Here is a 23,950-nt window from a genome sequence, read left to right as displayed (position 1 = left end):
CATTGTGATGATGGTGAATGTTGATTTCTAGTCTTTGGCTAGATCGTTCTTTAAAAATTTGGGTATGTGATAGAAAGATAGACTGGACGTTACTTTCACTGGTAACGGATCAGGCTAAGGTAAAATTTGTGAGTTTAATCGCGAATTTTCGGCGAATGTCGTCTTCACAGTATAACCAGATTGCTTGGGGTTATATGGTCAAGTGAAGAAGCGCATACGGTGGATGCCTTGGCAGTCAGAGGCGATGAAAGACGTGGTAGCCTGCGAAAAGCTTCGGGGAGTCGGCAAACAGACTTTGATCCGGAGATGTCTGAATGGGGGAACCCACCTAACACAAGTTAGGTATCTTAAGCTGAATACATAGGCTTAAGAAGCGAACCAGGGGAACTGAAACATCTAAGTACCCTGAGGAAAAGAAATCAACCGAGATTCCCTTAGTAGTGGCGAGCGAACGGGGACTAGCCCTTAAGTGGCTTTGAGATTAGCGGAACGCTCTGGAAAGTGCGGCCATAGTGGGTGATAGCCCTGTACGCGAAAATCTCTTGGTCATGAAATCGAGTAGGACGGAGCACGAGAAACTTTGTCTGAATATGGGGGGACCATCCTCCAAGGCTAAATACTACTGACTGACCGATAGTGAACTAGTACCGTGAGGGAAAGGCGAAAAGAACCCCGGAGAGGGGAGTGAAATAGATCCTGAAACCGTATGCGTACAAGCAGTGGGAGCCCACTTTGTTGGGTGACTGCGTACCTTTTGTATAATGGGTCAGCGACTTATTTTCAGTGGCGAGCTTAACCGAATAGGGGAGGCGTAGCGAAAGCGAGTCTTAATAGGGCGTCTAGTCGCTGGGAATAGACCCGAAACCGGGCGATCTATCCATGGGCAGGTTGAAGGTTGGGTAACACTAACTGGAGGACCGAACCGACTACCGTTGAAAAGTTAGCGGATGACCTGTGGATCGGAGTGAAAGGCTAATCAAGCTCGGAGATAGCTGGTTCTCCTCGAAAGCTATTTAGGTAGCGCCTCATGTATCACTGTAGGGGGTAGAGCACTGTTTCGGCTAGGGGGTCATCCCGACTTACCAAACCGATGCAAACTCCGAATACCTACAAGTGCCGAGCATGGGAGACACACGGCGGGTGCTAACGTCCGTCGTGAAAAGGGAAACAACCCAGACCGTCAGCTAAGGTCCCAAAGTTATGGTTAAGTGGGAAACGATGTGGGAAGGCTTAGACAGCTAGGAGGTTGGCTTAGAAGCAGCCACCCTTTAAAGAAAGCGTAATAGCTCACTAGTCGAGTCGGCCTGCGCGGAAGATGTAACGGGGCTCAAACCATACACCGAAGCTACGGGTATCACTTAGGTGATGCGGTAGAGGAGCGTTCTGTAAGCCTGTGAAGGTGAGTTGAGAAGCTTGCTGGAGGTATCAGAAGTGCGAATGCTGACATGAGTAACGACAATGGGTGTGAAAAACACCCACGCCGAAAGACCAAGGTTTCCTGCGCAACGTTAATCGACGCAGGGTTAGTCGGTCCCTAAGGCGAGGCTGAAAAGCGTAGTCGATGGAAAACAGGTTAATATTCCTGTACTTCTGGTTATTGCGATGGAGGGACGGAGAAGGCTAGGCCAGCTTGGCGTTGGTTGTCCAAGTTTAAGGTGGTAGGCTGGACTCTTAGGTAAATCCGGGGGTCTAAGGCCGAGAGCTGATGACGAGTTACCCTTTGGGTGACGAAGTGGTTGATGCCATGCTTCCAAGAAAAGCTTCTAAGCTTCAGGTAACCAGGAACCGTACCCCAAACCGACACAGGTGGTTGGGTAGAGAATACCAAGGCGCTTGAGAGAACTCGGGTGAAGGAACTAGGCAAAATGGCACCGTAACTTCGGGAGAAGGTGCGCCGGTGAGGGTGAAGCATTTACTGCGTAAGCCCATGCCGGTCGAAGATACCAGGCCGCTGCGACTGTTTATTAAAAACACAGCACTCTGCAAACACGAAAGTGGACGTATAGGGTGTGACGCCTGCCCGGTGCCGGAAGGTTAATTGATGGGGTTAGCTAACGCGAAGCTCTTGATCGAAGCCCCGGTAAACGGCGGCCGTAACTATAACGGTCCTAAGGTAGCGAAATTCCTTGTCGGGTAAGTTCCGACCTGCACGAATGGCGTAACGATGGCGGCGCTGTCTCCACCCGAGACTCAGTGAAATTGAAATCGCTGTGAAGATGCAGTGTATCCGCGGCTAGACGGAAAGACCCCGTGAACCTTTACTATAGCTTTGCACTGGACTTTGAATTTGCTTGTGTAGGATAGGTGGGAGGCTTTGAAGCGTGGACGCCAGTTCGCGTGGAGCCAACCTTGAAATACCACCCTGGCAACTTTGAGGTTCTAACTCAGGTCCGTTATCCGGATCGAGGACAGTGTATGGTGGGTAGTTTGACTGGGGCGGTCTCCTCCTAAAGAGTAACGGAGGAGTACGAAGGTGCGCTCAGACCGGTCGGAAATCGGTCGTAGAGTATAAAGGCAAAAGCGCGCTTGACTGCGAGACAGACACGTCGAGCAGGTACGAAAGTAGGTCTTAGTGATCCGGTGGTTCTGTATGGAAGGGCCATCGCTCAACGGATAAAAGGTACTCCGGGGATAACAGGCTGATACCGCCCAAGAGTTCATATCGACGGCGGTGTTTGGCACCTCGATGTCGGCTCATCACATCCTGGGGCTGAAGCCGGTCCCAAGGGTATGGCTGTTCGCCATTTAAAGTGGTACGCGAGCTGGGTTTAGAACGTCGTGAGACAGTTCGGTCCCTATCTGCCGTGGACGTTTGAGATTTGAGAGGGGCTGCTCCTAGTACGAGAGGACCGGAGTGGACGAACCTCTGGTGTTCCGGTTGTCACGCCAGTGGCATTGCCGGGTAGCTATGTTCGGAATAGATAACCGCTGAAAGCATCTAAGCGGGAAACTAGCCTCAAGATGAGATCTCACTGGGACCTTGAGTCCCCTGAAGGGCCGTCGAAGACTACGACGTTGATAGGTTGGGTGTGTAAGCGCTGTGAGGCGTTGAGCTAACCAATACTAATTGCCCGTGAGGCTTGACCATATAACACCCAAGCAATTTGTGAACTCGAAAGAGGCCAGATTGCGGTGTGTGAAGACGACACGAACCGAAAGTTCGAGAGACTCGCAAAACACCAAACTATCGCATACCCATTCGCTGGAGCGTGAACCTGCAAAGGCCCACGACCTGGCTACCGAATTTCTTGACGACCATAGAGCATTGGAACCACCTGATCCCATCCCGAACTCAGCAGTGAAACGATGCATCGCCGATGGTAGTGTGGGGTTTCCCCATGTGAGAGTAGGTCATCGTCAAGATTAAATTCCGAAACCCTAATTGCGAAAGCAGTTGGGGTTTTGTTTTGCTCGCAGGAAAACCTGCCCAGTACGGTTTCTATGCAACAGGTCAAGGCGTGGCTATCATGCGGGCCTCATTGTGAGGCGAGACTTGCATGCTGACATTGTTAAAGCTTCTTACGGATGGCCGATTCCATTCAGGTCAGGCCTTGGGCGCCGCTTTGGGTGTCAGTCGTAGCGCTGTATGGAAACAGCTTCAGCTTTTAGAAGCTGAACTTGGTTTGTCCATCCACAAAGTGCGAGGGCGCGGTTATCAACTGGCTTCGCCGTTGACTCTGCTTGATTCTGTCTCGATAGCAGAGCAGGCGCCTTCTTGTGATTGGCCCATTCTGATTTTCGATTCAATTGACTCCACGAATGCTGAAGCGCTGCGTGCAATTGATCGTGGCCAAGAATCGCCATTTCTTGTGCTCGCCGAGCGGCAGACGTCTGGTCGTGGGCGCCGTGGGCGTAAGTGGGCGAGCCCTTTTGCGGAAAATATCTATTACAGTCTGGTGCTGCGTATTGATGGTGGCATGCGCCAGCTGGAAGGCCTGAGCCTTGTTGTCGGGCTTGCCGTCATGCAAACCCTGAGAGGGCTGGGTGTTTCAGAAGCGGGCTTGAAGTGGCCGAACGATGTTCTGGTTGGTCAGAAAAAAATCGCGGGAATATTGCTCGAGTTGGTCGGAGATCCTGCTGACGTGTGTCACGTGGTGCTGGGTGTTGGAATTAATGTGAATATGCAGATGACCGATGAGGTTGACCAGCAGTGGACATCCATGCGGCTTGAGTCGGGGCGGGCATTCGATCGCAATCAATTGGTCGCGCGGTTGGGTCAGATGCTCCAGGTATATTTGGGTCGGCATCAGGTTGACGGATTTCCTGCTATCCAGGCTGAGTGGGAGCAAAATCATCTATGGCAGGGACGGGCGGTGTCGTTGATCGCTGGTGTTAACCAAATAGATGGCGAAGTGCTGGGTATTGATATTCAGGGTGCTCTGCGCTTGAAGGTGAGTGGTGTGGAAAAAGTCTTTAGTGGTGGTGAGCTCACCTTGAGGTTGCGTGATGATTCTTGAGCTCGACTGCGGAAACAGTTTCATCAAGTGGCGAGTACTTGGCACGGATACGCGCCAGACGGTCAGTGAAGGGGTCGTCGATTCGAATCTCGCTTTGCTGGAGAGTTTGAATGCGCTCAAGGGGCTTGCTCTCAAGTTTTGTCGGTTGGTCAGTGTCAGAACGGTCGAGGAAACCGGTGCGTTGGTTTCTCTGTTGACAGAGACTTTTGAAGTGTCGGTAGCTTGCGCGGCCCCTGCTCGCGAAATGTCTGGGGTTCGCAATGGTTACGAGGAGTTCGAGCGCCTGGGGCTAGATCGCTGGCTGGCGATGCTAGGAGGATTCCACTTGGCATCGCGTGCTTGCCTGGTGCTGGATTTCGGCACTGCTGTCACTGCGGATTACGTCTCTGGTGATGGTGAGCATCTCGGAGGATTTATTTGTCCGGGTATGCCGTTGATGCGGAATCAGTTGCGTACCCATACCCGTAAAATTCGTTATGGAGATCTCGCTGCCGAGCGCGCTCTGGAAAGTCTCGTCCCGGGTCGGACAACCGTCGAAGCGGTTGAGCGGGGTTGCTCGCTGATGCTCAGGGGGTTTGTTCTGACCCAGTTAGAGCTCGCGCGTAGCTACTGGGGGGCAGATTTTTCCGTATTCCTCACTGGTGGGGATGCGGGGCTGGTTTCCGAGATCGTGCCTGAGGCCAGAGTGGTTCCAGATCTGGTATTTGTAGGTTTGGCTATGGCATGCCCTTTGTCCTGAGGTTCATATGCGTTGGTTGTTCCTGCTGCTGCTTGTTCTCAACGTGTTCTATTACATCTGGCACCAACAAGAGGCTCCTCTGCGCGCGAAGGATGTCACTCCTTTGAGTTTATATCGGGGGGCTCAGCAGGATATTCGCTTGCTAAGCGAGAGGACTGACGCATCCCGGGATAAAGGAAAAGCTGCTCAGTCGGACAATAGCTGTTTGTATTTGGGTGGTTTTGTTCGTCCAGAAGCTGCTCAGGCTGTTGAGCGGCGCTTGAATGGCATGGAAATCAAATATCAGTCCCTGCCAAAGGATCTTCCCGAGTTTGCGGGTTACTGGGTGCGCGTGGCCCCAGAAAGCCGGCGCTGGCTGGATGATGTGCAGCTGCAAAACCTTTCCAGAGAATTCAATGAGTTAAAACATAAAATAATGCCGTGCGAGGGGGTTGCACCCGCTGAATAGTTTGCATAGAATGGCGCCCGCTTCGCAGTGAAGGCCTTTAAGGGTCAACGGTGCAAAGCGAGGTCAACGCAGCTAACCTCAGGTTTTTAATGAGAAAATGCTTGACAGAAGGCTGGCATGATATAGAATGCCGGCTCGCTTAGGAGGGGTTCCCGAGCGGCCAAAGGGATCAGACTGTAAATCTGACGTCTACGACTTCGAAGGTTCGAATCCTTCCCCCTCCACCATTTTTAGCGAGAGCTGCAAGCTCGCGGGTATAGTTTAGTGGTAGAACCTCAGCCTTCCAAGCTGATGATGCGGGTTCGATTCCCGCTACCCGCTCCAAGTTTGCAGGTCATGCGCGGTGTTACGCTCTTGTAGCTCAGTTGGTAGAGCACACCCTTGGTAAGGGTGAGGTCAGCGGTTCAAATCCGCTCAAGAGCTCCATATAACAAGGCAGATATGAAAATATCTGCCTTTGTTTTAATGGCTAGTTTGACTTGCTCAATTCTTCTCCTAGGGGTGATTTTGATGGCTAAGGAAAAGTTCGAACGTAATAAGCCGCATGTCAACGTTGGCACCATTGGTCACGTCGACCACGGTAAAACTACTTTGACTGCCGCTTTGACCCGTGTCTGCTCCGAAGTCTTCGGTTCGGCAAAGGTTGACTTCGACAAGATCGATAGCGCCCCTGAAGAAAAAGCACGTGGTATCACCATCAACACCGCTCACGTTGAATACGATTCGGCCGTGCGTCACTACGCACACGTTGACTGCCCTGGTCACGCCGACTACGTAAAAAACATGATCACCGGTGCGGCTCAGATGGATGGTGCGATTCTGGTTTGCTCGGCCGCTGATGGTCCGATGCCGCAAACCCGTGAGCACATCCTGCTGTCCCGTCAGGTTGGCGTTCCGTACATCGTGGTCTTCCTGAACAAGGCTGACATGGTTGACGACGCTGAGCTGCTGGAGTTGGTTGAGATGGAAGTGCGCGATCTGCTGAGCACTTACGATTTCCCAGGTGATGACACTCCGATCATCATAGGTTCCGCGCTGATGGCGTTGAACGGTCAAGACGACAACGAGATGGGCACTACGGCCGTCAAGAAGTTGGTTGAGACTCTGGATAGTTACATTCCGCAGCCTGAGCGCGCTATCGACAAGCCGTTCCTGATGCCGATCGAGGACGTGTTCTCGATCTCCGGTCGCGGTACTGTTGTGACTGGTCGTGTTGAGCGTGGCATCGTCCGCATTCAGGAAGAGGTTGAGATTGTTGGTCTTCGCGACACAGTCAAAACTACTTGCACTGGTGTTGAGATGTTCCGCAAGCTGCTCGACGAAGGTCGTGCGGGCGAGAACTGCGGCGTTCTGCTGCGTGGTACCAAGCGTGATGATGTTGAGCGTGGCCAGGTTCTGGTCAAGCCTGGCACCGTCAAGCCGCATACCAAGTTCACTGCTGAGGTTTACGTTCTGAGCAAGGAAGAGGGTGGTCGTCATACGCCATTCTTTAAGGGGTACCGTCCACAGTTCTACTTCCGTACAACTGATGTGACTGGTAACTGCGAGCTGCCAGAAGGTGTTGAAATGGTAATGCCTGGGGATAACGTTCAAATGACCGTTACCCTGATCAAAACCATCGCAATGGAAGATGGTCTGCGTTTTGCAATCCGTGAAGGCGGTCGTACCGTCGGCGCTGGTGTCGTAGCCAAAGTCATCGAGTAAATTGTTGTAATGTCTTTTTCGGGCCGGCATAATGGTCGGCCTGATTTTGTTTTAGGTCAGTAGCTCAATTGGCAGAGCGACGGTCTCCAAAACCGTAGGTTGGGGGTTCGATTCCCTCCTGACCTGCCAGATTCACTTGGTGTGTCTGGCTTTCTTTTCACAGGATCTTCATAGATGACTCCTAAAGCTGAAGCTCAAGGCTCTCGCTTCGATCTGCTCAAGTGGCTAGTAGTAGTCGCTTTGGTGGTCGTTGGCGTTGTTGGCAATCAGTATTACTCTGCTTCGCCGATCCTGTACCGCGTACTAGCATTGCTTGTTATTGCTGCTGTAGCTGCCTTTGTAGGCCTGCAGACGGTCAAGGGCAAGTCTTTCTTTGTACTGGTCAAGGAAGCTCGCACCGAGATTCGTAAAGTCGTATGGCCAACTCGCCAAGAAACCACGCAGACCACGTTGATTGTTGTGGCTGTTGTTCTGGTTATGGCGTTGCTGTTGTGGGGGCTTGATTCCCTGCTCGGCTGGCTTGTTTCCTTGATTGTCGGCTAAGGGTGTCCCGTGGCTAAGCGTTGGTACGTTGTGCATGCTTACTCCGGTTACGAGAAGCATGTCATGCGCTCGTTGGTAGAGCGCGTAAAGCTGGCTGGCATGGAAGATGGCTTCGGCGAAATTCTGGTTCCCACTGAAGAAGTGGTTGAAATGCGTAATGGCCAGAAACGCAAAAGCGAGCGCAAGTTCTTCCCAGGTTATGTGCTGGTACAGATGGATATGAACGAGGGTACTTGGCACTTGGTCAAGGATACTCCTCGGGTGATGGGCTTCATCGGCGGTACCGCTGATAAACCTGCGCCAATCACAGATAAAGAGGCAGAAGCGATTCTGCGTCGTGTTGCTGATGGTAGCGACAAGCCGAAGCCGAAGACGTTGTTCGAGCCGGGCGAGTCGGTACGTGTCAACGACGGACCGTTTGCCGATTTTACCGGCACGGTTGAAGAAGTTAACTACGAAAAGAGCCGGATCCAAGTGGCAGTGCTCATTTTCGGTCGCTCTACTCCGGTAGAGCTAGAGTTCAGCCAGGTCGAAAAAGTCTAGCTGAGCAAGCATCCCAACCCCGCAGCCCTAGGCTGTGGGGTTTTGTCGTCACTGGGATAAACGCGCAAGTAACCGGGGAGCCTTTCGAGGCGTTCGAACCCGTAATTGGAGTGCCTCATGGCCAAGAAGATTACCGCTTACATCAAGCTGCAAGTGAAGGCCGCTCAGGCTAACCCAAGCCCACCTGTTGGTCCTGCTCTGGGTCAGCACGGCGTGAACATCATGGAATTCTGCAAGGCTTTCAACGCCCGTACTCAGGGTATTGAGCCAGGTCTGCCGACTCCAGTGATCATCACTGTCTACAGCGACCGTAGCTTCACTTTCGAAACCAAATCCACCCCTGCTTCGGTTCTGCTGAAGAAGGCGGCCGGTCTGACTAGCGGTTCCGCTCGTCCGAACACCGTTAAGGTTGGCACCGTGACTCGTGCTCAGCTGGAAGAAATCGCGAAAGTAAAAAACGCGGATCTGACTGCAGCTGATATGGAAGCAGCCGTGCGTACCATCGCCGGTTCTGCTCGTAGCATGGGCCTTAACGTGGAGGGTGTGTAATGGCTAAGTTGACCAAGCGTCAAAAGGCTATCGCCGGCAAAATCGAAGCAGGCAAGTCCTACAACTTTGTAGACGCTGCTGCTCTGCTGGCTGAGCTGTCGACTGTAAAGTTCAGCGAGTCGTTCGACGTTGCTGTGAACCTGGGTGTTGACCCGCGTAAATCCGACCAGGTCGTTCGTAGCGCTACTGTGCTGCCACACGGCACTGGCAAGACTGTTCGCGTAGCTGTGTTTACCCAGGGTCCAGCTGCTGAGGCCGCTCTGGCTGCCGGCGCTGACCGTGTAGGCATGGACGACCTGGCTGCCGAAATGAAAGGCGGTGACTTGAACTATGACGTAGTTATCGCATCCCCGGATGCCATGCGCGTTGTAGGTCAATTGGGTCAGATCCTCGGTCCACGTGGTCTGATGCCTAACCCTAAAGTCGGCACCGTGACTCCAGACGTAGCTACCGCGGTTAAAAACGCCAAGGCTGGTCAGGTTCGTTATCGCACCGACAAAAACGGCATCATCCACACTTCCGTTGGCAAGATCGGCTTCGACGCCGTCAAGCTGAAGGAAAACGTTGAAGCCCTGATCGCTGATCTGAAGCGTATCAAACCAGCTTCCTCGAAAGGCATTTACGTCAAGCGCGTTACCCTGAGCACCACCATGGGCCCAGGTCTGGTCATCGACCAAAGCTCGCTCGACGCGTAAGACACAGGTTGGCGCAAGCGATTGCGCCAATTGAAAGATTGGGGTCCCTGCCTGGCGGGGGCTATCCAAGACCGTAGGCGACGCAAGTCTTAAACCTCAAGCCTACGCAGATGGTGCTCCCGGTTCCTTACCGAATCAGACACCAAAACGACATCCGGCTTCGGTTGGATGAAACGGTAACAAGCAGGAGTTAAACCCGTGGCAATTAAACTCGAAGACAAGAAGGCCATCGTCGCTGAAGTCAACGAGGCTGCCAATGTTGCCCTGTCTGCTGTTGTGGCTGATGCCCGCGGCGTGACAGTTGGCGCTATGACCGGACTCCGTAAAGAGGCTCGTGAAGCTGGCGTTTACGTACGTGTTGTACGTAACACCCTGCTCAAGCGCGCCGTTGCTGGCACTCAATATGACGTGCTCAACGACGTGTTCACTGGCCCGACCTTGATTGCATTTTCCAAAGAACATCCGGGCGCCGCTGCTCGTATCTTCAAGGAATTCGCAAAAGGTCAGGATAAGTTCGAGATCAAGGCAGCTGCGTTCGAGGGCAAGTTCCTCGCAGCTAATCAGATCGACGTACTGGCAAGTCTGCCGACCCGTGACGAAGCAATTTCTCAGCTGATGAGCGTGATTCAAGGCGCAACCAGCAAATTGGCTCGTACTCTGGCGGCCCTTCGCGACCAGAAAGAAGCTGCCGCAGCCTAAGGCTGAGCGACTCCTTTCAGCGTTTATTGTTTATTTCGATGGCCGCGTAGGCTGTCACCCCAATACAGGAATTTATAGTCATGTCTCTGACTAACGACCAAATCATCGAAGCAATCGGCGAAAAATCCGTTCTGGAAATCGTTGAGCTGATCAAGGCCATGGAAGAGAAGTTCGGCGTTTCCGCTGCCGCTGCTTCCGCTGGTCCAGCTGCTGTTGCTGCCGTTGTTGAAGAACAAACTGAATTCAACGTCATGCTGACCGAAGCTGGCGAGAAGAAAGTTAACGTGATCAAGGCAGTACGTGAACTGACCGGTCTGGGCCTGAAAGAAGCCAAGGCAGTAGTTGACGGCGCTCCTGGCATCGTTCTGGAAGCTGTTTCGAAAGACGCAGCTGACAAAGCAAAAGCCACTCTGGAAGAAGCAGGCGCTAAAGTCGAGCTGAAGTAAGCATCGACTTTGCACCTCCAGCCCAAGCGTAAAGCGAAAGGCTGATGGCTGGTGGCTCTTGCCACCGGCCTTTTTCCGTTATTGGCAACCGACTGGGTCGGTGCTGGTAACGAGCTGTAACCACCCGATGCGGTGGCGCAAACCATGGGGTTTGCACGATTTTCTGGCTGCTCCCGTCGGGAGGGGCCAAACAAGCAGGTGACCAAGCTGGGGAACGCTGATGGCTTACTCATATACTGAGAAAAAACGTATCCGCAAGGACTTTAGCAAGTTGCCGGACGTCATGGATGTGCCGTACCTCCTGGCCATCCAGCTGGATTCGTATCGTGAATTCTTGCAAGCGGGAGCGACTAAAGATCAGTTCCGCGACGTGGGCCTGCATGCGGCCTTCAAATCCGTTTTCCCGATCATCAGCTACTCCGGCAATGCTGCGCTGGAGTACGTCGGTTATCGCCTGGGCGAACCGGCATTTGATGTCAAAGAATGCGTATTGCGCGGTGTAACTTACGCCGTACCTTTGCGGGTAAAAGTGCGCCTGATCATTTTCGACAAAGAATCGTCGAACAAAGCGATCAAGGACATCAAAGAGCAAGAAGTCTACATGGGTGAAATCCCCCTGATGACTGAGAACGGTACCTTCGTAATCAACGGTACCGAGCGTGTAATCGTTTCCCAGCTGCACCGTTCCCCGGGCGTGTTCTTCGACCACGACCGTGGCAAGACGCACAGCTCCGGCAAACTGCTGTACTCCGCGCGCATCATTCCTTACCGCGGTTCGTGGCTGGACTTCGAGTTCGACCCGAAAGACTGCGTGTTCGTCCGTATCGACCGTCGTCGCAAGCTGCCTGCATCGGTATTGCTGCGTGCGCTCGGCTATACCACTGAAGAAGTGCTCGACGCGTTCTACACCACCAACGTCTTCCATGTGCAGGGTGAAAACCTCAGCCTGGAACTGGTGCCTCAGCGCCTGCGTGGTGAAATTGCTGTCCTGGATATCCTGGATGACAAAGGCAAGGTTATTGTCGAGCAAGGTCGTCGTATCACTGCTCGCCATATCAACCAGCTGGAAAAAGCCGGAATCAAAGAGCTGCAAGTGCCTCTGGACTACGTCCTGGGTCGCACTACCGCCAAGGTCATCGTGCATCCGGCAACCGGCGAAATCCTGGCAGAGTGCAATACCGAGCTGAACACCGAAATCCTGGCAAAAATCGCCAAGTCCCAGGTTGTTCGCATCGAGACTCTGTACACCAACGACATCGACTGCGGTCCGTTCGTTTCTGACACGTTGAAGATCGACTCCACCAGCAACCAATTGGAAGCGCTGGTCGAGATCTATCGCATGATGCGTCCAGGCGAGCCGCCAACCAAAGACGCCGCCGAAACTTTGTTCAACAACCTGTTCTTCAGCCCTGAGCGCTATGACCTGTCTGCGGTCGGCCGGATGAAGTTCAACCGTCGTATCGGTCGTACCGAGATCGAAGGTTCGGGCGTGTTGTGCAAGGAAGACATCGTCGCGGTACTGAAGACTCTGGTCGACATCCGTAACGGTAAAGGCATCGTCGATGATATCGACCACCTGGGTAACCGTCGTGTTCGCTGCGTAGGCGAAATGGCTGAAAACCAGTTCCGCGTTGGCCTGGTGCGTGTTGAACGTGCGGTCAAAGAGCGTCTGTCGATGGCCGAAAGCGAAGGCCTGATGCCGCAAGATCTGATCAACGCCAAGCCAGTGGCTGCGGCGGTGAAAGAATTCTTCGGTTCCAGCCAGCTTTCCCAGTTCATGGACCAGAACAACCCGCTGTCCGAGATCACCCACAAACGTCGTGTGTCTGCACTCGGCCCTGGCGGTTTGACTCGTGAGCGTGCTGGCTTTGAAGTTCGTGACGTACACCCGACGCACTACGGTCGTGTTTGCCCGATCGAAACGCCGGAAGGTCCGAACATTGGTCTGATCAACTCCCTGGCCGCTTATGCGCGCACCAATCAGTACGGCTTCCTCGAGAGCCCGTACCGTGTGGTGAAGGACGCTCTGGTTACTGACGAGATCGTGTTCCTGTCCGCCATCGAAGAAGCTGATCATGTGATCGCTCAGGCTTCGGCCACGATGAACGACAAGAAAGTTCTGATCGACGAACTGGTAGCTGTTCGTCACTTGAACGAGTTCACCGTCAAGGCGCCGGAAGACGTCACCTTGATGGACGTATCGCCGAAGCAGGTAGTTTCGGTTGCAGCGTCGTTGATCCCGTTCCTCGAGCACGATGACGCCAACCGTGCGTTGATGGGTTCTAACATGCAGCGTCAAGCTGTACCCACCCTGCGCGCTGACAAGCCGCTGGTAGGTACCGGCATGGAGCGTAACGTAGCTCGTGACTCCGGCGTTTGCGTCGTGGCTCGTCGTGGTGGCGTTATCGATTCCGTCGACGCCAGCCGTATCGTGGTTCGTGTTGCTGATGACGAAGTTGAAACCGGCGAAGCTGGTGTCGACATCTACAACCTGACCAAGTACACCCGCTCCAACCAGAACACCTGCATCAACCAGCGTCCGCTGGTGCGTAAAGGTGATCGGGTTCAGCGTAGCGACATCATGGCCGACGGCCCGTCCACCGACATGGGTGAACTGGCTCTGGGTCAGAACATGCGCATCGCGTTCATGGCATGGAACGGCTTCAACTTCGAAGACTCCATCTGCCTGTCCGAGCGTGTGGTTCAGGAAGATCGCTTCACCACGATCCACATTCAGGAACTGACCTGTGTGGCGCGTGACACCAAGCTTGGGCCAGAGGAAATCACTGCAGACATCCCGAACGTGGGTGAAGCTGCACTGAACAAGCTGGACGAAGCCGGTATCGTTTACGTAGGTGCTGAAGTTGGCGCAGGCGACATTCTGGTGGGCAAGGTCACTCCGAAAGGCGAGACCCAGCTGACTCCGGAAGAAAAACTGTTGCGTGCGATCTTCGGTGAAAAAGCCAGCGACGTTAAAGACACCTCCCTGCGCGTGCCTACCGGCACCAAAGGTACTGTCATCGACGTACAGGTCTTCACCCGCGACGGCGTTGAGCGTGATGCTCGTGCGCTGTCGATCGAGAAGACCCAGCTCGACGAGATCCGCAAGGATTTGAACGAAGAGTTCCGTATCGTTGAAGGCGCCACTTTCGAACGTCTGCGTTCCGCTCTGGTCGGCCATAAAGCCGAAGGCGGCGCGGGTCTGAAGAAAGGTCAGGAAATCACCGACGAAGTTCTCGACGGTCTTGAGCATGGTCAGTGGTTCAAACTGCGCATGGCTGAAGATGCTCTGAACGAGCAGCTCGAGAAGGCTCAGGCCTACATCGTTGATCGCCGCCGTCTGCTGGACGACAAGTTCGAAGACAAGAAGCGCAAACTGCAGCAGGGCGATGACCTGGCTCCAGGCGTGCTGAAAATCGTCAAGGTTTACCTGGCAATCCGTCGTCGCATCCAGCCGGGCGACAAGATGGCCGGTCGTCACGGTAACAAAGGTGTGGTCTCCGTGATCATGCCGGTTGAAGACATGCCGCACGATGCCAATGGCACCCCGGTCGACGTCGTCCTCAACCCGTTGGGCGTACCTTCGCGTATGAACGTTGGTCAGATCCTTGAAACCCACCTCGGCCTCGCGGCCAAAGGTCTGGGCGAGAAGATCAACCGGATGATCGAAGAGCAGCGCAAAGTCGCCGAGCTTCGCAAGTTCCTGCACGAGATCTACAACGAGATCGGCGGTCGTAACGAAGATCTGGATAGCTTCTCCGACCAGGAAATCCTGGATCTGGCGAAGAACCTGCGTGGCGGCGTTCCAATGGCCACTCCAGTGTTCGACGGTGCCAAGGAAAGCGAAATCAAGGCCATGCTGAAACTGGCGGACCTGCCAGAAAGCGGCCAGATGCAGCTGACCGACGGCCGTACCGGCAACAAGTTCGAGCGCCCGGTTACTGTTGGCTACATGTACATGCTGAAGCTGAACCACTTGGTAGACGACAAGATGCACGCTCGTTCTACCGGTTCGTACAGCCTGGTTACCCAGCAGCCGCTGGGTGGTAAGGCGCAGTTCGGTGGTCAGCGTTTCGGGGAGATGGAGGTCTGGGCACTGGAAGCATACGGTGCTGCTTACACTCTGCAAGAAATGCTCACAGTGAAGTCGGACGATGTGAACGGCCGTACCAAGATGTACAAAAACATCGTGGATGGCGATCACCGTATGGAGCCGGGCATGCCCGAGTCCTTCAACGTGTTGATCAAGGAAATTCGTTCCCTCGGCATCGATATCGATCTGGAAACCGAATAACACGTGACGCGAATCGAGAGCGGGGCAGGATTGCCCGCTCTCTGCTCCGCCAGGAGGAAAGGCCTTGAAAGACCTACTGAATTTGCTGAAAAACCAGGGTCAAGTCGAAGAGTTCGACGCCATCCGTATCGGATTGGCATCGCCTGAGATGATCCGTTCGTGGTCGTTCGGTGAAGTTAAAAAGCCGGAAACCATCAACTACCGTACGTTCAAACCTGAGCGTGACGGCCTGTTCTGCGCCAAGATCTTTGGCCCGGTAAAGGATTACGAGTGCCTGTGCGGTAAGTACAAGCGCTTGAAGCACCGTGGCGTCATCTGCGAGAAGTGCGGCGTTGAAGTCGCGCTGGCTAAAGTTCGTCGTGAGCGCATGGCGCACATCGAACTGGCCTCGCCAGTTGCCCACATCTGGTTCCTGAAATCGCTGCCGTCCCGTATCGGCTTGCTGATGGACATGACCCTGCGTGATATCGAACGCGTTCTCTACTTCGAGAGCTATGTCGTTATCGACCCGGGCATGACCACCCTTGAAAAAGGTCAGCTGCTGAACGACGAGCAGTACTTCGAAGCGCTGGAAGAGTTCGGCGACGATTTCGATGCCCGCATGGGTGCCGAAGCTGTCCGTGAACTGCTGCACGCTATCGACCTGGAACACGAGATTGGCCGTCTGCGTGAAGAAATTCCGCAAACCAACTCCGAAACTAAAATCAAGAAGCTGTCCAAGCGTCTGAAGTTGATGGAAGCCTTCCAGGGTTCCGGCAACCTTCCAGAATGGATGGTACTGACCGTTCTGCCGGTTCTTCCGCCAGATCTGCGTCCACTGGTCCCGCTGGATGGCGGTCGCTTCGCGACTTCCGACCTCAACGATCTGTATCGTCGAGTGATCAACCGTAACAACCGCTTGAAGCGTCTGCTCGATCTGTCCGCTCCGGACATCATCGTGCGCAACGAAAAGCGTATGTTGCAGGAAGCTGTCGATGCATTGCTCGACAACGGTCGTCGTGGCCGCGCTATCACTGGTTCCAACAAGCGTCCTCTGAAATCCCTGGCTGACATGATCAAGGGTAAGCAGGGTCGTTTCCGTCAGAACTTGCTCGGTAAGCGTGTTGACTACTCGGGTCGTTCGGTAATTACCGTAGGTCCGACCCTGCGTCTGCACCAGTGCGGTCTGCCGAAGAAGATGGCTCTCGAGCTGTTCAAACCGTTCATTTTCGGCAAGCTGGAAATGCGTGGTCTCGCGACCACCATCAAAGCTGCCAAGAAAATGGTCGAGCGCGAGCTGCCGGAAGTCTGGGACGTTCTCGCTGAAGTGATTCGCGAACACCCGGTTCTCCTCAACCGTGCACCGACCCTTCACCGTCTGGGTATCCAGGCGTTTGAACCGGTACTGATCGAGGGTAAGGCTATCCAGCTGCACCCTCTGGTCTGTGCTGCGTACAACGCCGACTTCGACGGCGACCAAATGGCCGTGCACGTACCGCTGACACTGGAAGCCCAGTTGGAAGCGCGTGCGTTGATGATGTCGACCAACAACATTCTGTCGCCAGCCAACGGTGAGCCAATCATCGTTCCTTCGCAGGACGTTGTATTGGGTCTGTACTACATGACTCGTGAAGCGATCAACGCCAAGGGCGAAGGTCGTGTGTTTGCGGATCTGCAGGAAGTTGACCGTGTGTTCCGTGCCGGCGAAGCCGCACTGCACGCTAAAGTCAAAGTGCGGATCAACGAAACTGTCAACGATCGTGATGGTGGCAGCGTCAAGAACACCCGTATCGTCGACACCACTGTCGGCCGTGCGCTGTTGTTCCAGGTTGTTCCACCTGGCCTGTCGTACGACGTCGTCAACCAGCCGATGAAGAAAAAGGCGATCTCCAAGCTGATCAACCAGTGCTACCGCGTGGTTGGTTTGAAAGAGACCGTGATCTTCGCTGACCAGTTGATGTACACCGGTTTTGCCTATTCGACCATTTCCGGCGTTTCCATCGGTGTTAACGACTTCGTTATCCCGGATGAAAAAGCCCGCATCATCGGTGCTGCTACCGACGAAGTGAAAGAGATCGAAAGTCAGTACGCCTCCGGCCTGGTAACCCAGGGCGAGAAGTACAACAAAGTGATCGACCTTTGGTCCAAGGCGAACGACGAAGTTTCCAAGGCGATGATGGCCAACCTCTCGAAAGAGAAAGTCATCGATCGTCATGGCGTCGAAGTCGACCAAGAGTCCTTCAACTCGATGTACATGATGGCCGACTCGGGCGCACGGGGTTCTGCTGCGCAGATCCGTCAGCTCGCCGGTATGCGTGGCCTGATGGCCAAGCCGGACGGTTCCATCATCGAAACGCCGATTACTGCGAACTTCCGTGAAGGTTTGAGCGTACTTCAGTACTTCATCTCCACTCACGGTGCTCGTAAAGGTCTGGCGGATACCGCGTTGAAAACCGCGAACTCCGGTTACCTGACTCGTCGTCTGGTAGACGTGGCGCAGGATCTGGTCGTGACCGAGATCGATTGCGGCACCGAACATGGCCTGGTAATGACTCCGCACATTGAAGGCGGTGACGTTGTTGAGCCGTTGGGTGAGCGCGTATTGGGTCGTGTCATTGCTCGTGACGTATTCAAGCCAGGTACCGAGGAAGTTATCGTTCCTGCCGGCACCTTGGTAGACGAGAAGTGGGTCGAGTTCATCGAGCTGAACAGCATCGACGAAGTGATCGTGCGTTCGCCGATCAGCTGCGAAACCCGCTACGGCATCTGCGCCAAGTGCTACGGCCGTGACCTGGCTCGTGGTCACCAGGTGAACATCGGTGAAGCGGTCGGCGTTATTGCTGCCCAGTCCATCGGTGAGCCGGGTACCCAGCTGACCATGCGTACGTTCCACATCGGTGGTGCGGCTAGCCGGACCTCCGCAGCCGACAGCGTTCAGGTGAAGAATGGCGGTACCGTCCGTCTGCACAACCTGAAGCACGTTGAGCGAGTGGATGGCTGCCTGGTTGCCGTGTCCCGTTCCGGTGAGCTGGCGATCGCTGATGACTTCGGTCGTGAGCGCGAGCGTTACAAGCTGCCGTACGGTGCTGTGATTTCGGTTAAAGAAGGTGACAAGGTCGACGCTGGCGCAATCGTGGCCAAGTGGGATCCGCACACTCACCCAATCGTTACCGAAATGAAAGGTACCGTGACCTACGTGGGCATGGAAGAAGGCATCACGATCAAGCGTCAGACTGACGAATTGACCGGTATGACCAACATTGAAGTACTCGACGCCAAAGACCGTCCAGCTGCCGGTAAAGATATCCGTCCTGCTGTGAAGATGGTTGATGACAACGGCAAGGATCTATTGCTGCCGGGTACCGACGTAATTGCTCAGTACTTCCTGCCAGCCAACGCCTTGGTCGGTGTAGCGGACGGTGCGAAAATCGCGATCGGTGATGTTATCGCTCGTATTCCGCAAGAGACTTCGAAAACCCGTGACATCACCGGTGGTCTGCCGCGTGTTGCCGACTTGTTCGAAGCCCGTCGTCCGAAAGAAGCCTCGATTTTGGCTGAAGTCAGCGGCACCATCGCGTTCGGTAAAGAGACCAAAGGCAAGCGCCGTCTGGTTATTACCCCGAACGACGGTAGCGATCCGTACGAAGAGCTGATTCCGAAGTGGCGTCACCTGAACGTCTTCGAAGGCGAACAGGTAAACCGCGGCGAAGTTATCTCCGACGGCCCGAGCGATCCACACGACATCCTGCGTCTGTTGGGTGTGAGTGCGCTGGCCAAGTACATCGTGAACGAGATCCAGGACGTTTACCGTCTGCAAGGCGTGAAGATCAACGACAAGCACATCGAGACCATCCTGCGTCAGATGCTGCGTAAAGTTGAAATCGCTGAATCCGGCGATTCCAGTTTCATCAAGGGCGACCAGATGGAATTGACTCACGTTCTGGTAGAGAACGAGCGTCTGGCTGGCGACGAGAAATTCGTTTCCAAGTTCACTCGCGTATTGCTGGGTATCACCAAGGCGTCGTTGTCCACCGAATCGTTCATCTCGGCGGCTTCCTTCCAGGAAACCACTCGCGTGCTGACCGAAGCGGCGGTAACCGGCAAGCGCGATTATCTGCGCGGCCTGAAAGAAAACGTAGTCGTGGGTCGTCTGATCCCGGCCGGTACCGGTCTGGCATATCACAGCGAGCGTAAACGCCGCCGTGATGCTGACAAACCGTTGCGCGTAAGCGCCAGTGAAGTGGAAGCTGCACTGACCGAAGCGCTGAACTCTAGCGGTAACTGAGTTCTGCGATAAATGAGCGTAAGGCCCCGATCGTTCCGTTCATCGAATCGAGACAATTTGTCGAGGTTGGATGAGCGGGAAGGTCGGGGCCTTTCCTTGACTGGGGACAAGATCCTCTTTAGACTCTTGTACCCCTAAATTTGGCGGGAATTCGTTCCTGCCATTTTGCTTTTCTTGCAAGACAATAGCGTCGCAAGACAACAGTGGAGCTAGTAGATGGCAACTATCAACCAGCTGGTACGTCAGCCGCGTAAGCGTATCGTCGAGAAATCCGACGTGCCTGCGCTGCAGAACTGCCCGCAACGTCGTGGCGTATGCACCCGTGTGTATACCACCACGCCGAAAAAACCTAACTCGGCACTGCGTAAAGTATGCCGTGTGCGTCTGACCAACGGTTTCGAGGTTTCCTCGTACATCGGCGGTGAAGGCCACAACCTGCAAGAGCACAGCGTCGTACTGATCCGTGGCGGCCGTGTAAAAGACTTGCCAGGTGTTCGTTACCACACCGTTCGCGGTTCTTTGGATACTTCCGGCGTTAAAGGTCGTAACCAGGGTCGTTCGAAGTACGGTACCAAGAAGCCTAAGTAGTAGCGGCTTTTTGTAAAAACTGAATCATCTATTTTTCTGAGTCGATAAGAGTAAGGTCGGAGGCGTCCCGAAAGGGCACCGATTCCGAGCGAACCTGAAGACCGTTTGAGGGCTTATCCATGCCAAGAAGACGCGTAGCAGCCAAGCGCGAAGTGCTTGACGATCCAAAATACGGCAGCCAGATCCTGGCCAAGTTCATGAACCACGTGATGGAAAGCGGCAAGAAAGCCGTTGCCGAGCGTATCGTTTATGGCGCGCTGGAAAAGGTTAAAGAACGCAAGAACAGCGACCCCCTGGAAATCTTCGAGAAAGCTCTCGACGCCATCGCTCCGCTGGTCGAAGTAAAGTCGCGCCGTGTAGGCGGTGCTACTTACCAGGTTCCGGTCGAAGTTCGTCCGTCCCGTCGTAACGCTCTGGCAATGCGCTGGTTGGTAGACTTCGCCCGCAAGCGCGGCGAGAAGTCTATGGCCCTGCGTTTGGCTGGCGAACTGTTGGACGCCGCTGAAGGTAAAGGTGCTGCAGTTAAGAAGCGTGAAGACGTGCACCGTATGGCTGAGGCCAACAAGGCTTTCTCGCACTACCGCTTCTAATTTTAGCGTCACTAATTTTGCGAGGGCTTTATGGCTCGTACAACACCGATTAATCGCTACCGTAACATTGGTATCGTTGCTCACGTGGATGCTGGTAAAACCACCACCACCGAGCGCGTCCTTTTTTACACTGGCAAAAGTCACAAAATGGGCGAGGTGCATGACGGCGCCGCGACCACAGACTGGATGGTTCAGGAGCAGGAGCGTGGTATTACCATTACTTCTGCTGCCATTACCGCCTTCTGGCAGGGTTCCGAGAAGCAGCACAAGGACCAATACCGCTTCAACGTCATCGACACCCCGGGCCACGTTGACTTCACTATTGAAGTTGAGCGTTCCCTGCGTGTTCTCGACGGCGCGGTTGTTGTGTTCTGCGGCACTTCGGGTGTTGAGCCTCAGTCGGAAACCGTATGGCGTCAAGCCAACAAATACGGCGTTCCACGTCTTGTTTACGTAAACAAGATGGACCGTGCTGGTGCGAACTTCCTGCGCGTGATCGGTCAGATCAAACAGCGTCTGGGTCACACCCCGGTGCCAATCCAGTTGGCTATCGGTTCCGAAGACAACTTCCAGGGTCAGATCGATCTGATGGCAATGGAAGCTGTTTACTGGAACGATGCTGACAAAGGCATGACTCCACGTCGCGAGCCTATCCCTGCTGAGTTGCAGGAACTGGCTGACGAGTGGCGCAGCAATATGATTGAAGCTGCGGCCGAAGCCAGCGAAGAGCTGATGAACAAGTACCTCGAAGGTGAAGAGCTCACCAACGCGGAAATCAAGGCTGCTCTGCGTCAGCGTACTATCGCTGGTGAGATCGTCCTGGCTGTTTGCGGTTCTTCCTTCAAGAACAAGGGTGTTCCCCTGGTTCTCGACGCCGTTATCGACTACCTGCCTGCTCCTACCGACATTCCTGCCATCAAGGGTACTGACCCGGATGACGAGACCAAGGAAATGGAGCGTCACGCGGACGACAGCGAGCCGTTCTCGGCTCTGGCGTTCAAGATCGCTACGGACCCATTCGTGGGTACCTTGACCTTTGTTCGGGTTTACTCGGGCGTGTTGGCCTCCGGCGACGGCGTGATCAACTCGGTTAAAGGCAAGAAAGAGCGCGTGGGTCGTATGGTGCAAATGCACGCAAACGCCCGTGAAGAAATCAAGGAAGTACGCGCTGGTGACATCGCGGCCTTGATCGGCATGAAGGACGTCACCACTGGTGAGACTTTGTGCAACGCTGACAAGCCAATCATCCTGGTTCGCATGGACTTCCCGGAGCCGGTTATTTCGGTTGCCGTAGAGCCTAAGACCAAGGACGACCAGGAAAAAATGGGTATCGCTCTGGGCAAGCTTGCTCAGGAAGACCCGTCTTTCCGCGTCAAGACTGATGAAGAGACTGGTCAAACGATCATCTCCGGCATGGGCGAGTTGCACCTGGACATCCTGGTTGACCGGATGCGCCGTGAGTTCAACGTCGAAGCCAACATCGGTAAGCCTCAGGTTTCCTATCGTGAGCGCATCACGAAGAACTGTGAAATCGAAGGTAAGTTCGTTCGTCAATCCGGCGGTCGTGGTCAGTTCGGCCATTGCTGGATCCGTTTTGCTCCTGCTGACGAAGGTCAGGAAGGTCTGCAATTCGTGAACGAAGTAGTGGGTGGTGTGGTTCCTAAGGAATACATCCCGGCTATCCAGAAGGGTATCGAAGAGCAGATGAAGAACGGCGTCGTTGCCGGCTATCCGCTGATCGGCCTGAAGGCTACCGTGTTTGATGGTTCCTACCACGACGTCGACTCCAACGAGATGGCGTTTAAGGTGGCTGCCTCCATGGCGACCAAGCAACTGGCCCAGAAGGGCGGTGGTGAGTTGCTTGAGCCGATCATGGCGGTAGAAGTTGTTACACCTGAAGACTATATGGGTGACGTGATGGGCGACCTTAACCGTCGTCGCGGCATGATCCTGGGTATGGAAGATACGGTTTCCGGCAAAGTGATTCGCGCCGAGGTTCCGTTGGGTGAGATGTTCGGTTACGCAACCGACGTTCGCTCCATGTCCCAAGGTCGCGCAAGCTACTCTATGGAATTCAAAAAATACAATACGGCTCCGTCGCACATCGTCGAAACCGTTACCAAAAAACAAGGCTGATTCAGCCCCTTTAGGCTAGGAGTTAATTGTCGTGGCTAAAGAAAAATTTGACCGTACCCTCCCGCACGTCAACGTTGGCACCATCGGTCACGTCGACCACGGTAAAACCACGCTGACCGCTGCTCTGACTCGCGTCTGCTCCGAAGTTTTCGGTTCGGCCGTTGTTGCTTTCGACAAGATCGACAGCGCTCCGGAAGAGAAAGCTCGTGGTATCACCATCAACACCGCGCACGTTGAATACAACTCGCTGATCCGTCACTACGCTCACGTTGACTGCCCAGGTCACGCTGACTATGTGAAGAACATGATCACCGGTGCTGCTCAGATGGATGGCGCTATCCTGGTTTGCTCGGCCGCTGATGGTCCGATGCCACAAACCCGTGAGCACATCCTGCTGTCCCGTCAGGTTGGCGTTCCGTACATCGTTGTCTTCCTGAACAAGGCTGACATGGTTGACGACGCTGAGTTGCTGGAACTGGTTGAGATGGAAGTGCGCGATCTGCTGAGCACTTACGACTTCCCGGGTGACGACACTCCGATCATCATCGGTTCGGCTCTGATGGCTCTGAACGGCCAAGACGACAACGAAATGGGCACCACTGCCGTTCGTAAACTGGTTGAGACTCTGGACAGCTACATCCCGGATCCGGTCCGTGTTATCGACAAGCCGTTCCTGATGCCAATCGAAGACGTATTCTCGATCTCCGGTCGCGGTACTGTTGTAACTGGCCGTATCGAGCGCGGTATCGTCAAGGTTCAGGATCCACTGGAAATCGTTGGTCTGCGTGACACTACTGTCACCACCTGCACCGGTGTTGAAATGTTCCGTAAGCTGCTCGACGAAGGTCGTGCTGGCGAGAACTGCGGCGTGCTGCTGCGTGGCACCAAGCGTGACGACGTTGAGCGTGGCCAGGTTCTGGTCAAGCCAGGTTCGGTTAAGCCGCACACTACCTTCGAAGCTGAAGTGTACGTGTTGAGCAAAGAAGAAGGCGGTCGTCACACTCCGTTCTTCAAAGGCTACCGTCCACAGTTCTACTTCCGGACCACTGACGTGACCGGTAACTGCGAACTGCCGGAAGGCGTTGAAATGGTAATGCCAGGCGACAACATCAAAATGGTTGTCACCCTGATCAAAACCATCGCAATGGAAGATGGTCTGCGTTTCGCTATTCGTGAAGGCGGTCGTACCGTCGGCGCTGGCGTCGTAGCCAAAATCATCGCTTAATTAGCGATGACTTGAAAAAGCCCCCGCCTA

The 23,950-nt window shown here is 54.4% G+C and carries 16 protein-coding genes, 4 tRNA genes and 2 rRNA genes; all 22 read left to right on the top strand.

From position 1 onward, the window contains the following. Positions 1 to 196 precede the first annotated feature (196 nt). The 22 genes from ACYZT9_RS24105 to tuf (ACYZT9_RS24000) all read left to right on the top strand — a co-directional run bounded on the left by ACYZT9_RS24105 (position 197) and on the right by tuf (ACYZT9_RS24000) (position 23,920). Positions 197 to 3,088 (top strand): 23S ribosomal RNA (locus ACYZT9_RS24105). Between the two features lie 159 nt (positions 3,089 to 3,247). Beyond that, positions 3,248 to 3,363, top strand: a 5S ribosomal RNA gene (gene rrf, locus ACYZT9_RS24100). Positions 3,364 to 3,497: 134 nt separating this feature from the next. After that, positions 3,498 to 4,457 (top strand): bifunctional biotin--[acetyl-CoA-carboxylase] ligase/biotin operon repressor BirA, encoded by a 960-nt coding sequence (gene birA, locus ACYZT9_RS24095; protein ID WP_462007705.1) that lies wholly within the window; start codon positions 3,498 to 3,500, stop codon positions 4,455 to 4,457. Further along, the gene (locus ACYZT9_RS24090) at positions 4,447 to 5,196 is read left to right on the top strand and encodes a pantothenate kinase (protein ID WP_462007704.1); all 750 of its coding nucleotides are present in this window, start codon (positions 4,447 to 4,449) and stop codon (positions 5,194 to 5,196) included. Before birA ends, ACYZT9_RS24090 begins: the two co-directional genes overlap by 11 nt. Before the next feature lie 7 nt (positions 5,197 to 5,203). Continuing rightward, complete coding sequence (locus ACYZT9_RS24085) at positions 5,204 to 5,644, top strand: hypothetical protein (RefSeq protein ID WP_462007703.1); 441 nt, start codon at positions 5,204 to 5,206, stop codon at positions 5,642 to 5,644. Positions 5,645 to 5,786: 142 nt separating this feature from the next. Then, a tRNA-Tyr gene (locus tag ACYZT9_RS24080) sits at positions 5,787 to 5,871 on the top strand. A 23-nt stretch (positions 5,872 to 5,894) separates the two neighbouring features. Next, positions 5,895 to 5,968, top strand: a tRNA-Gly gene (locus tag ACYZT9_RS24075). 26 nt (positions 5,969 to 5,994) lie between these two features. Then, a tRNA-Thr gene (locus ACYZT9_RS24070) sits at positions 5,995 to 6,070 on the top strand. A gap of 84 nt (positions 6,071 to 6,154) precedes the next feature. Continuing rightward, positions 6,155 to 7,348 carry an elongation factor Tu gene (gene tuf, locus ACYZT9_RS24065; RefSeq protein WP_007896619.1) on the top strand — a complete coding sequence of 398 codons (1,194 nt, stop codon included), beginning with the start codon at positions 6,155 to 6,157 and terminating at the stop codon, positions 7,346 to 7,348. Between the two features lie 53 nt (positions 7,349 to 7,401). Next, a tRNA-Trp gene (locus ACYZT9_RS24060) sits at positions 7,402 to 7,477 on the top strand. A gap of 45 nt (positions 7,478 to 7,522) precedes the next feature. Further along, a complete protein-coding gene (secE, locus tag ACYZT9_RS24055; RefSeq protein ID WP_007896620.1) occupies positions 7,523 to 7,891 on the top strand; it encodes a preprotein translocase subunit SecE in 369 nt (122 codons plus the stop codon). Between the two features lie 9 nt (positions 7,892 to 7,900). Then, positions 7,901 to 8,434, top strand: a complete 534-nt coding sequence (gene nusG / locus ACYZT9_RS24050) for a transcription termination/antitermination protein NusG (RefSeq protein WP_007896622.1) — start codon at positions 7,901 to 7,903, stop codon at positions 8,432 to 8,434. A gap of 117 nt (positions 8,435 to 8,551) precedes the next feature. Next, positions 8,552 to 8,983 carry a 50S ribosomal protein L11 gene (gene rplK / locus ACYZT9_RS24045; protein ID WP_008030880.1) on the top strand — a complete coding sequence of 144 codons (432 nt, stop codon included), beginning with the start codon at positions 8,552 to 8,554 and terminating at the stop codon, positions 8,981 to 8,983. Beyond that, entirely contained in the window at positions 8,983 to 9,678 is a 696-nt protein-coding gene (gene rplA, locus ACYZT9_RS24040; RefSeq protein ID WP_008041297.1) for a 50S ribosomal protein L1, read from the top strand. The genes rplK and rplA overlap by 1 nt, the downstream gene beginning before the upstream one ends. Before the next feature lie 198 nt (positions 9,679 to 9,876). Next, entirely contained in the window at positions 9,877 to 10,377 is a 501-nt protein-coding gene (gene rplJ / locus ACYZT9_RS24035) for a 50S ribosomal protein L10 (protein ID WP_007896629.1), read from the top strand. Positions 10,378 to 10,457: 80 nt separating this feature from the next. Continuing rightward, positions 10,458 to 10,823: a 50S ribosomal protein L7/L12 gene (gene rplL / locus ACYZT9_RS24030; protein ID WP_007896630.1), complete on the top strand. Its 366-nt coding sequence runs from the start codon at positions 10,458 to 10,460 to the stop codon at positions 10,821 to 10,823. Positions 10,824 to 11,043: 220 nt separating this feature from the next. Next, a complete protein-coding gene (rpoB, locus tag ACYZT9_RS24025; protein ID WP_462007702.1) occupies positions 11,044 to 15,117 on the top strand; it encodes a DNA-directed RNA polymerase subunit beta in 4,074 nt (1,357 codons plus the stop codon). Between the two features lie 64 nt (positions 15,118 to 15,181). Continuing rightward, a complete protein-coding gene (gene rpoC / locus ACYZT9_RS24020) occupies positions 15,182 to 19,381 on the top strand; it encodes a DNA-directed RNA polymerase subunit beta' (protein WP_017341073.1) in 4,200 nt (1,399 codons plus the stop codon). A gap of 216 nt (positions 19,382 to 19,597) precedes the next feature. After that, entirely contained in the window at positions 19,598 to 19,969 is a 372-nt protein-coding gene (gene rpsL, locus ACYZT9_RS24015; protein ID WP_002555494.1) for a 30S ribosomal protein S12, read from the top strand. A gap of 119 nt (positions 19,970 to 20,088) precedes the next feature. Beyond that, on the top strand, positions 20,089 to 20,559 hold the full coding sequence (rpsG, locus tag ACYZT9_RS24010) for a 30S ribosomal protein S7 (protein WP_002555493.1): 471 nt from the start codon (positions 20,089 to 20,091) through the stop codon (positions 20,557 to 20,559). Between the two features lie 30 nt (positions 20,560 to 20,589). After that, on the top strand, positions 20,590 to 22,695 hold the full coding sequence (gene fusA / locus ACYZT9_RS24005; RefSeq protein ID WP_462007701.1) for an elongation factor G: 2,106 nt from the start codon (positions 20,590 to 20,592) through the stop codon (positions 22,693 to 22,695). A 31-nt stretch (positions 22,696 to 22,726) separates the two neighbouring features. Then, the gene (gene tuf, locus ACYZT9_RS24000) at positions 22,727 to 23,920 is read left to right on the top strand and encodes an elongation factor Tu (protein ID WP_008145495.1); all 1,194 of its coding nucleotides are present in this window, start codon (positions 22,727 to 22,729) and stop codon (positions 23,918 to 23,920) included. The last annotated feature ends 30 nt before the right edge of the window (positions 23,921 to 23,950 follow it).

It is taken from the genome of Pseudomonas sp. ZT5P21, from assembly GCF_054897785.1.
Note: the sequence above shows the minus strand (reverse complement) of the source record. Positions and strands in the feature narration are given on the sequence as shown.

Bases quoted from the DNA above. Each gene is read 5' to 3' on its own strand.
- rpoB (WP_462007702.1), top strand. From the start codon at position 11,044: ATGGCTTACTCATATACTGAGAAAAAACGTATCCGCAAGGACTTTAGC.
- tuf (WP_007896619.1), top strand. From the start codon at position 6,155: ATGGCTAAGGAAAAGTTCGAACGTAATAAGCCGCATGTCAACGTTGGC.
- secE (WP_007896620.1), top strand. From the start codon at position 7,523: ATGACTCCTAAAGCTGAAGCTCAAGGCTCTCGCTTCGATCTGCTCAAG.
- rpsL (WP_002555494.1), top strand. From the start codon at position 19,598: ATGGCAACTATCAACCAGCTGGTACGTCAGCCGCGTAAGCGTATCGTC.
- rplK (WP_008030880.1), top strand. From the start codon at position 8,552: ATGGCCAAGAAGATTACCGCTTACATCAAGCTGCAAGTGAAGGCCGCT.
- ACYZT9_RS24085 (WP_462007703.1), top strand. From the start codon at position 5,204: ATGCGTTGGTTGTTCCTGCTGCTGCTTGTTCTCAACGTGTTCTATTAC.
- rpsG (WP_002555493.1), top strand. From the start codon at position 20,089: ATGCCAAGAAGACGCGTAGCAGCCAAGCGCGAAGTGCTTGACGATCCA.
- rplL (WP_007896630.1), top strand. From the start codon at position 10,458: ATGTCTCTGACTAACGACCAAATCATCGAAGCAATCGGCGAAAAATCC.
- fusA (WP_462007701.1), top strand. From the start codon at position 20,590: ATGGCTCGTACAACACCGATTAATCGCTACCGTAACATTGGTATCGTT.
- birA (WP_462007705.1), top strand. From the start codon at position 3,498: ATGCTGACATTGTTAAAGCTTCTTACGGATGGCCGATTCCATTCAGGT.
- rplA (WP_008041297.1), top strand. From the start codon at position 8,983: ATGGCTAAGTTGACCAAGCGTCAAAAGGCTATCGCCGGCAAAATCGAA.
- ACYZT9_RS24090 (WP_462007704.1), top strand. From the start codon at position 4,447: ATGATTCTTGAGCTCGACTGCGGAAACAGTTTCATCAAGTGGCGAGTA.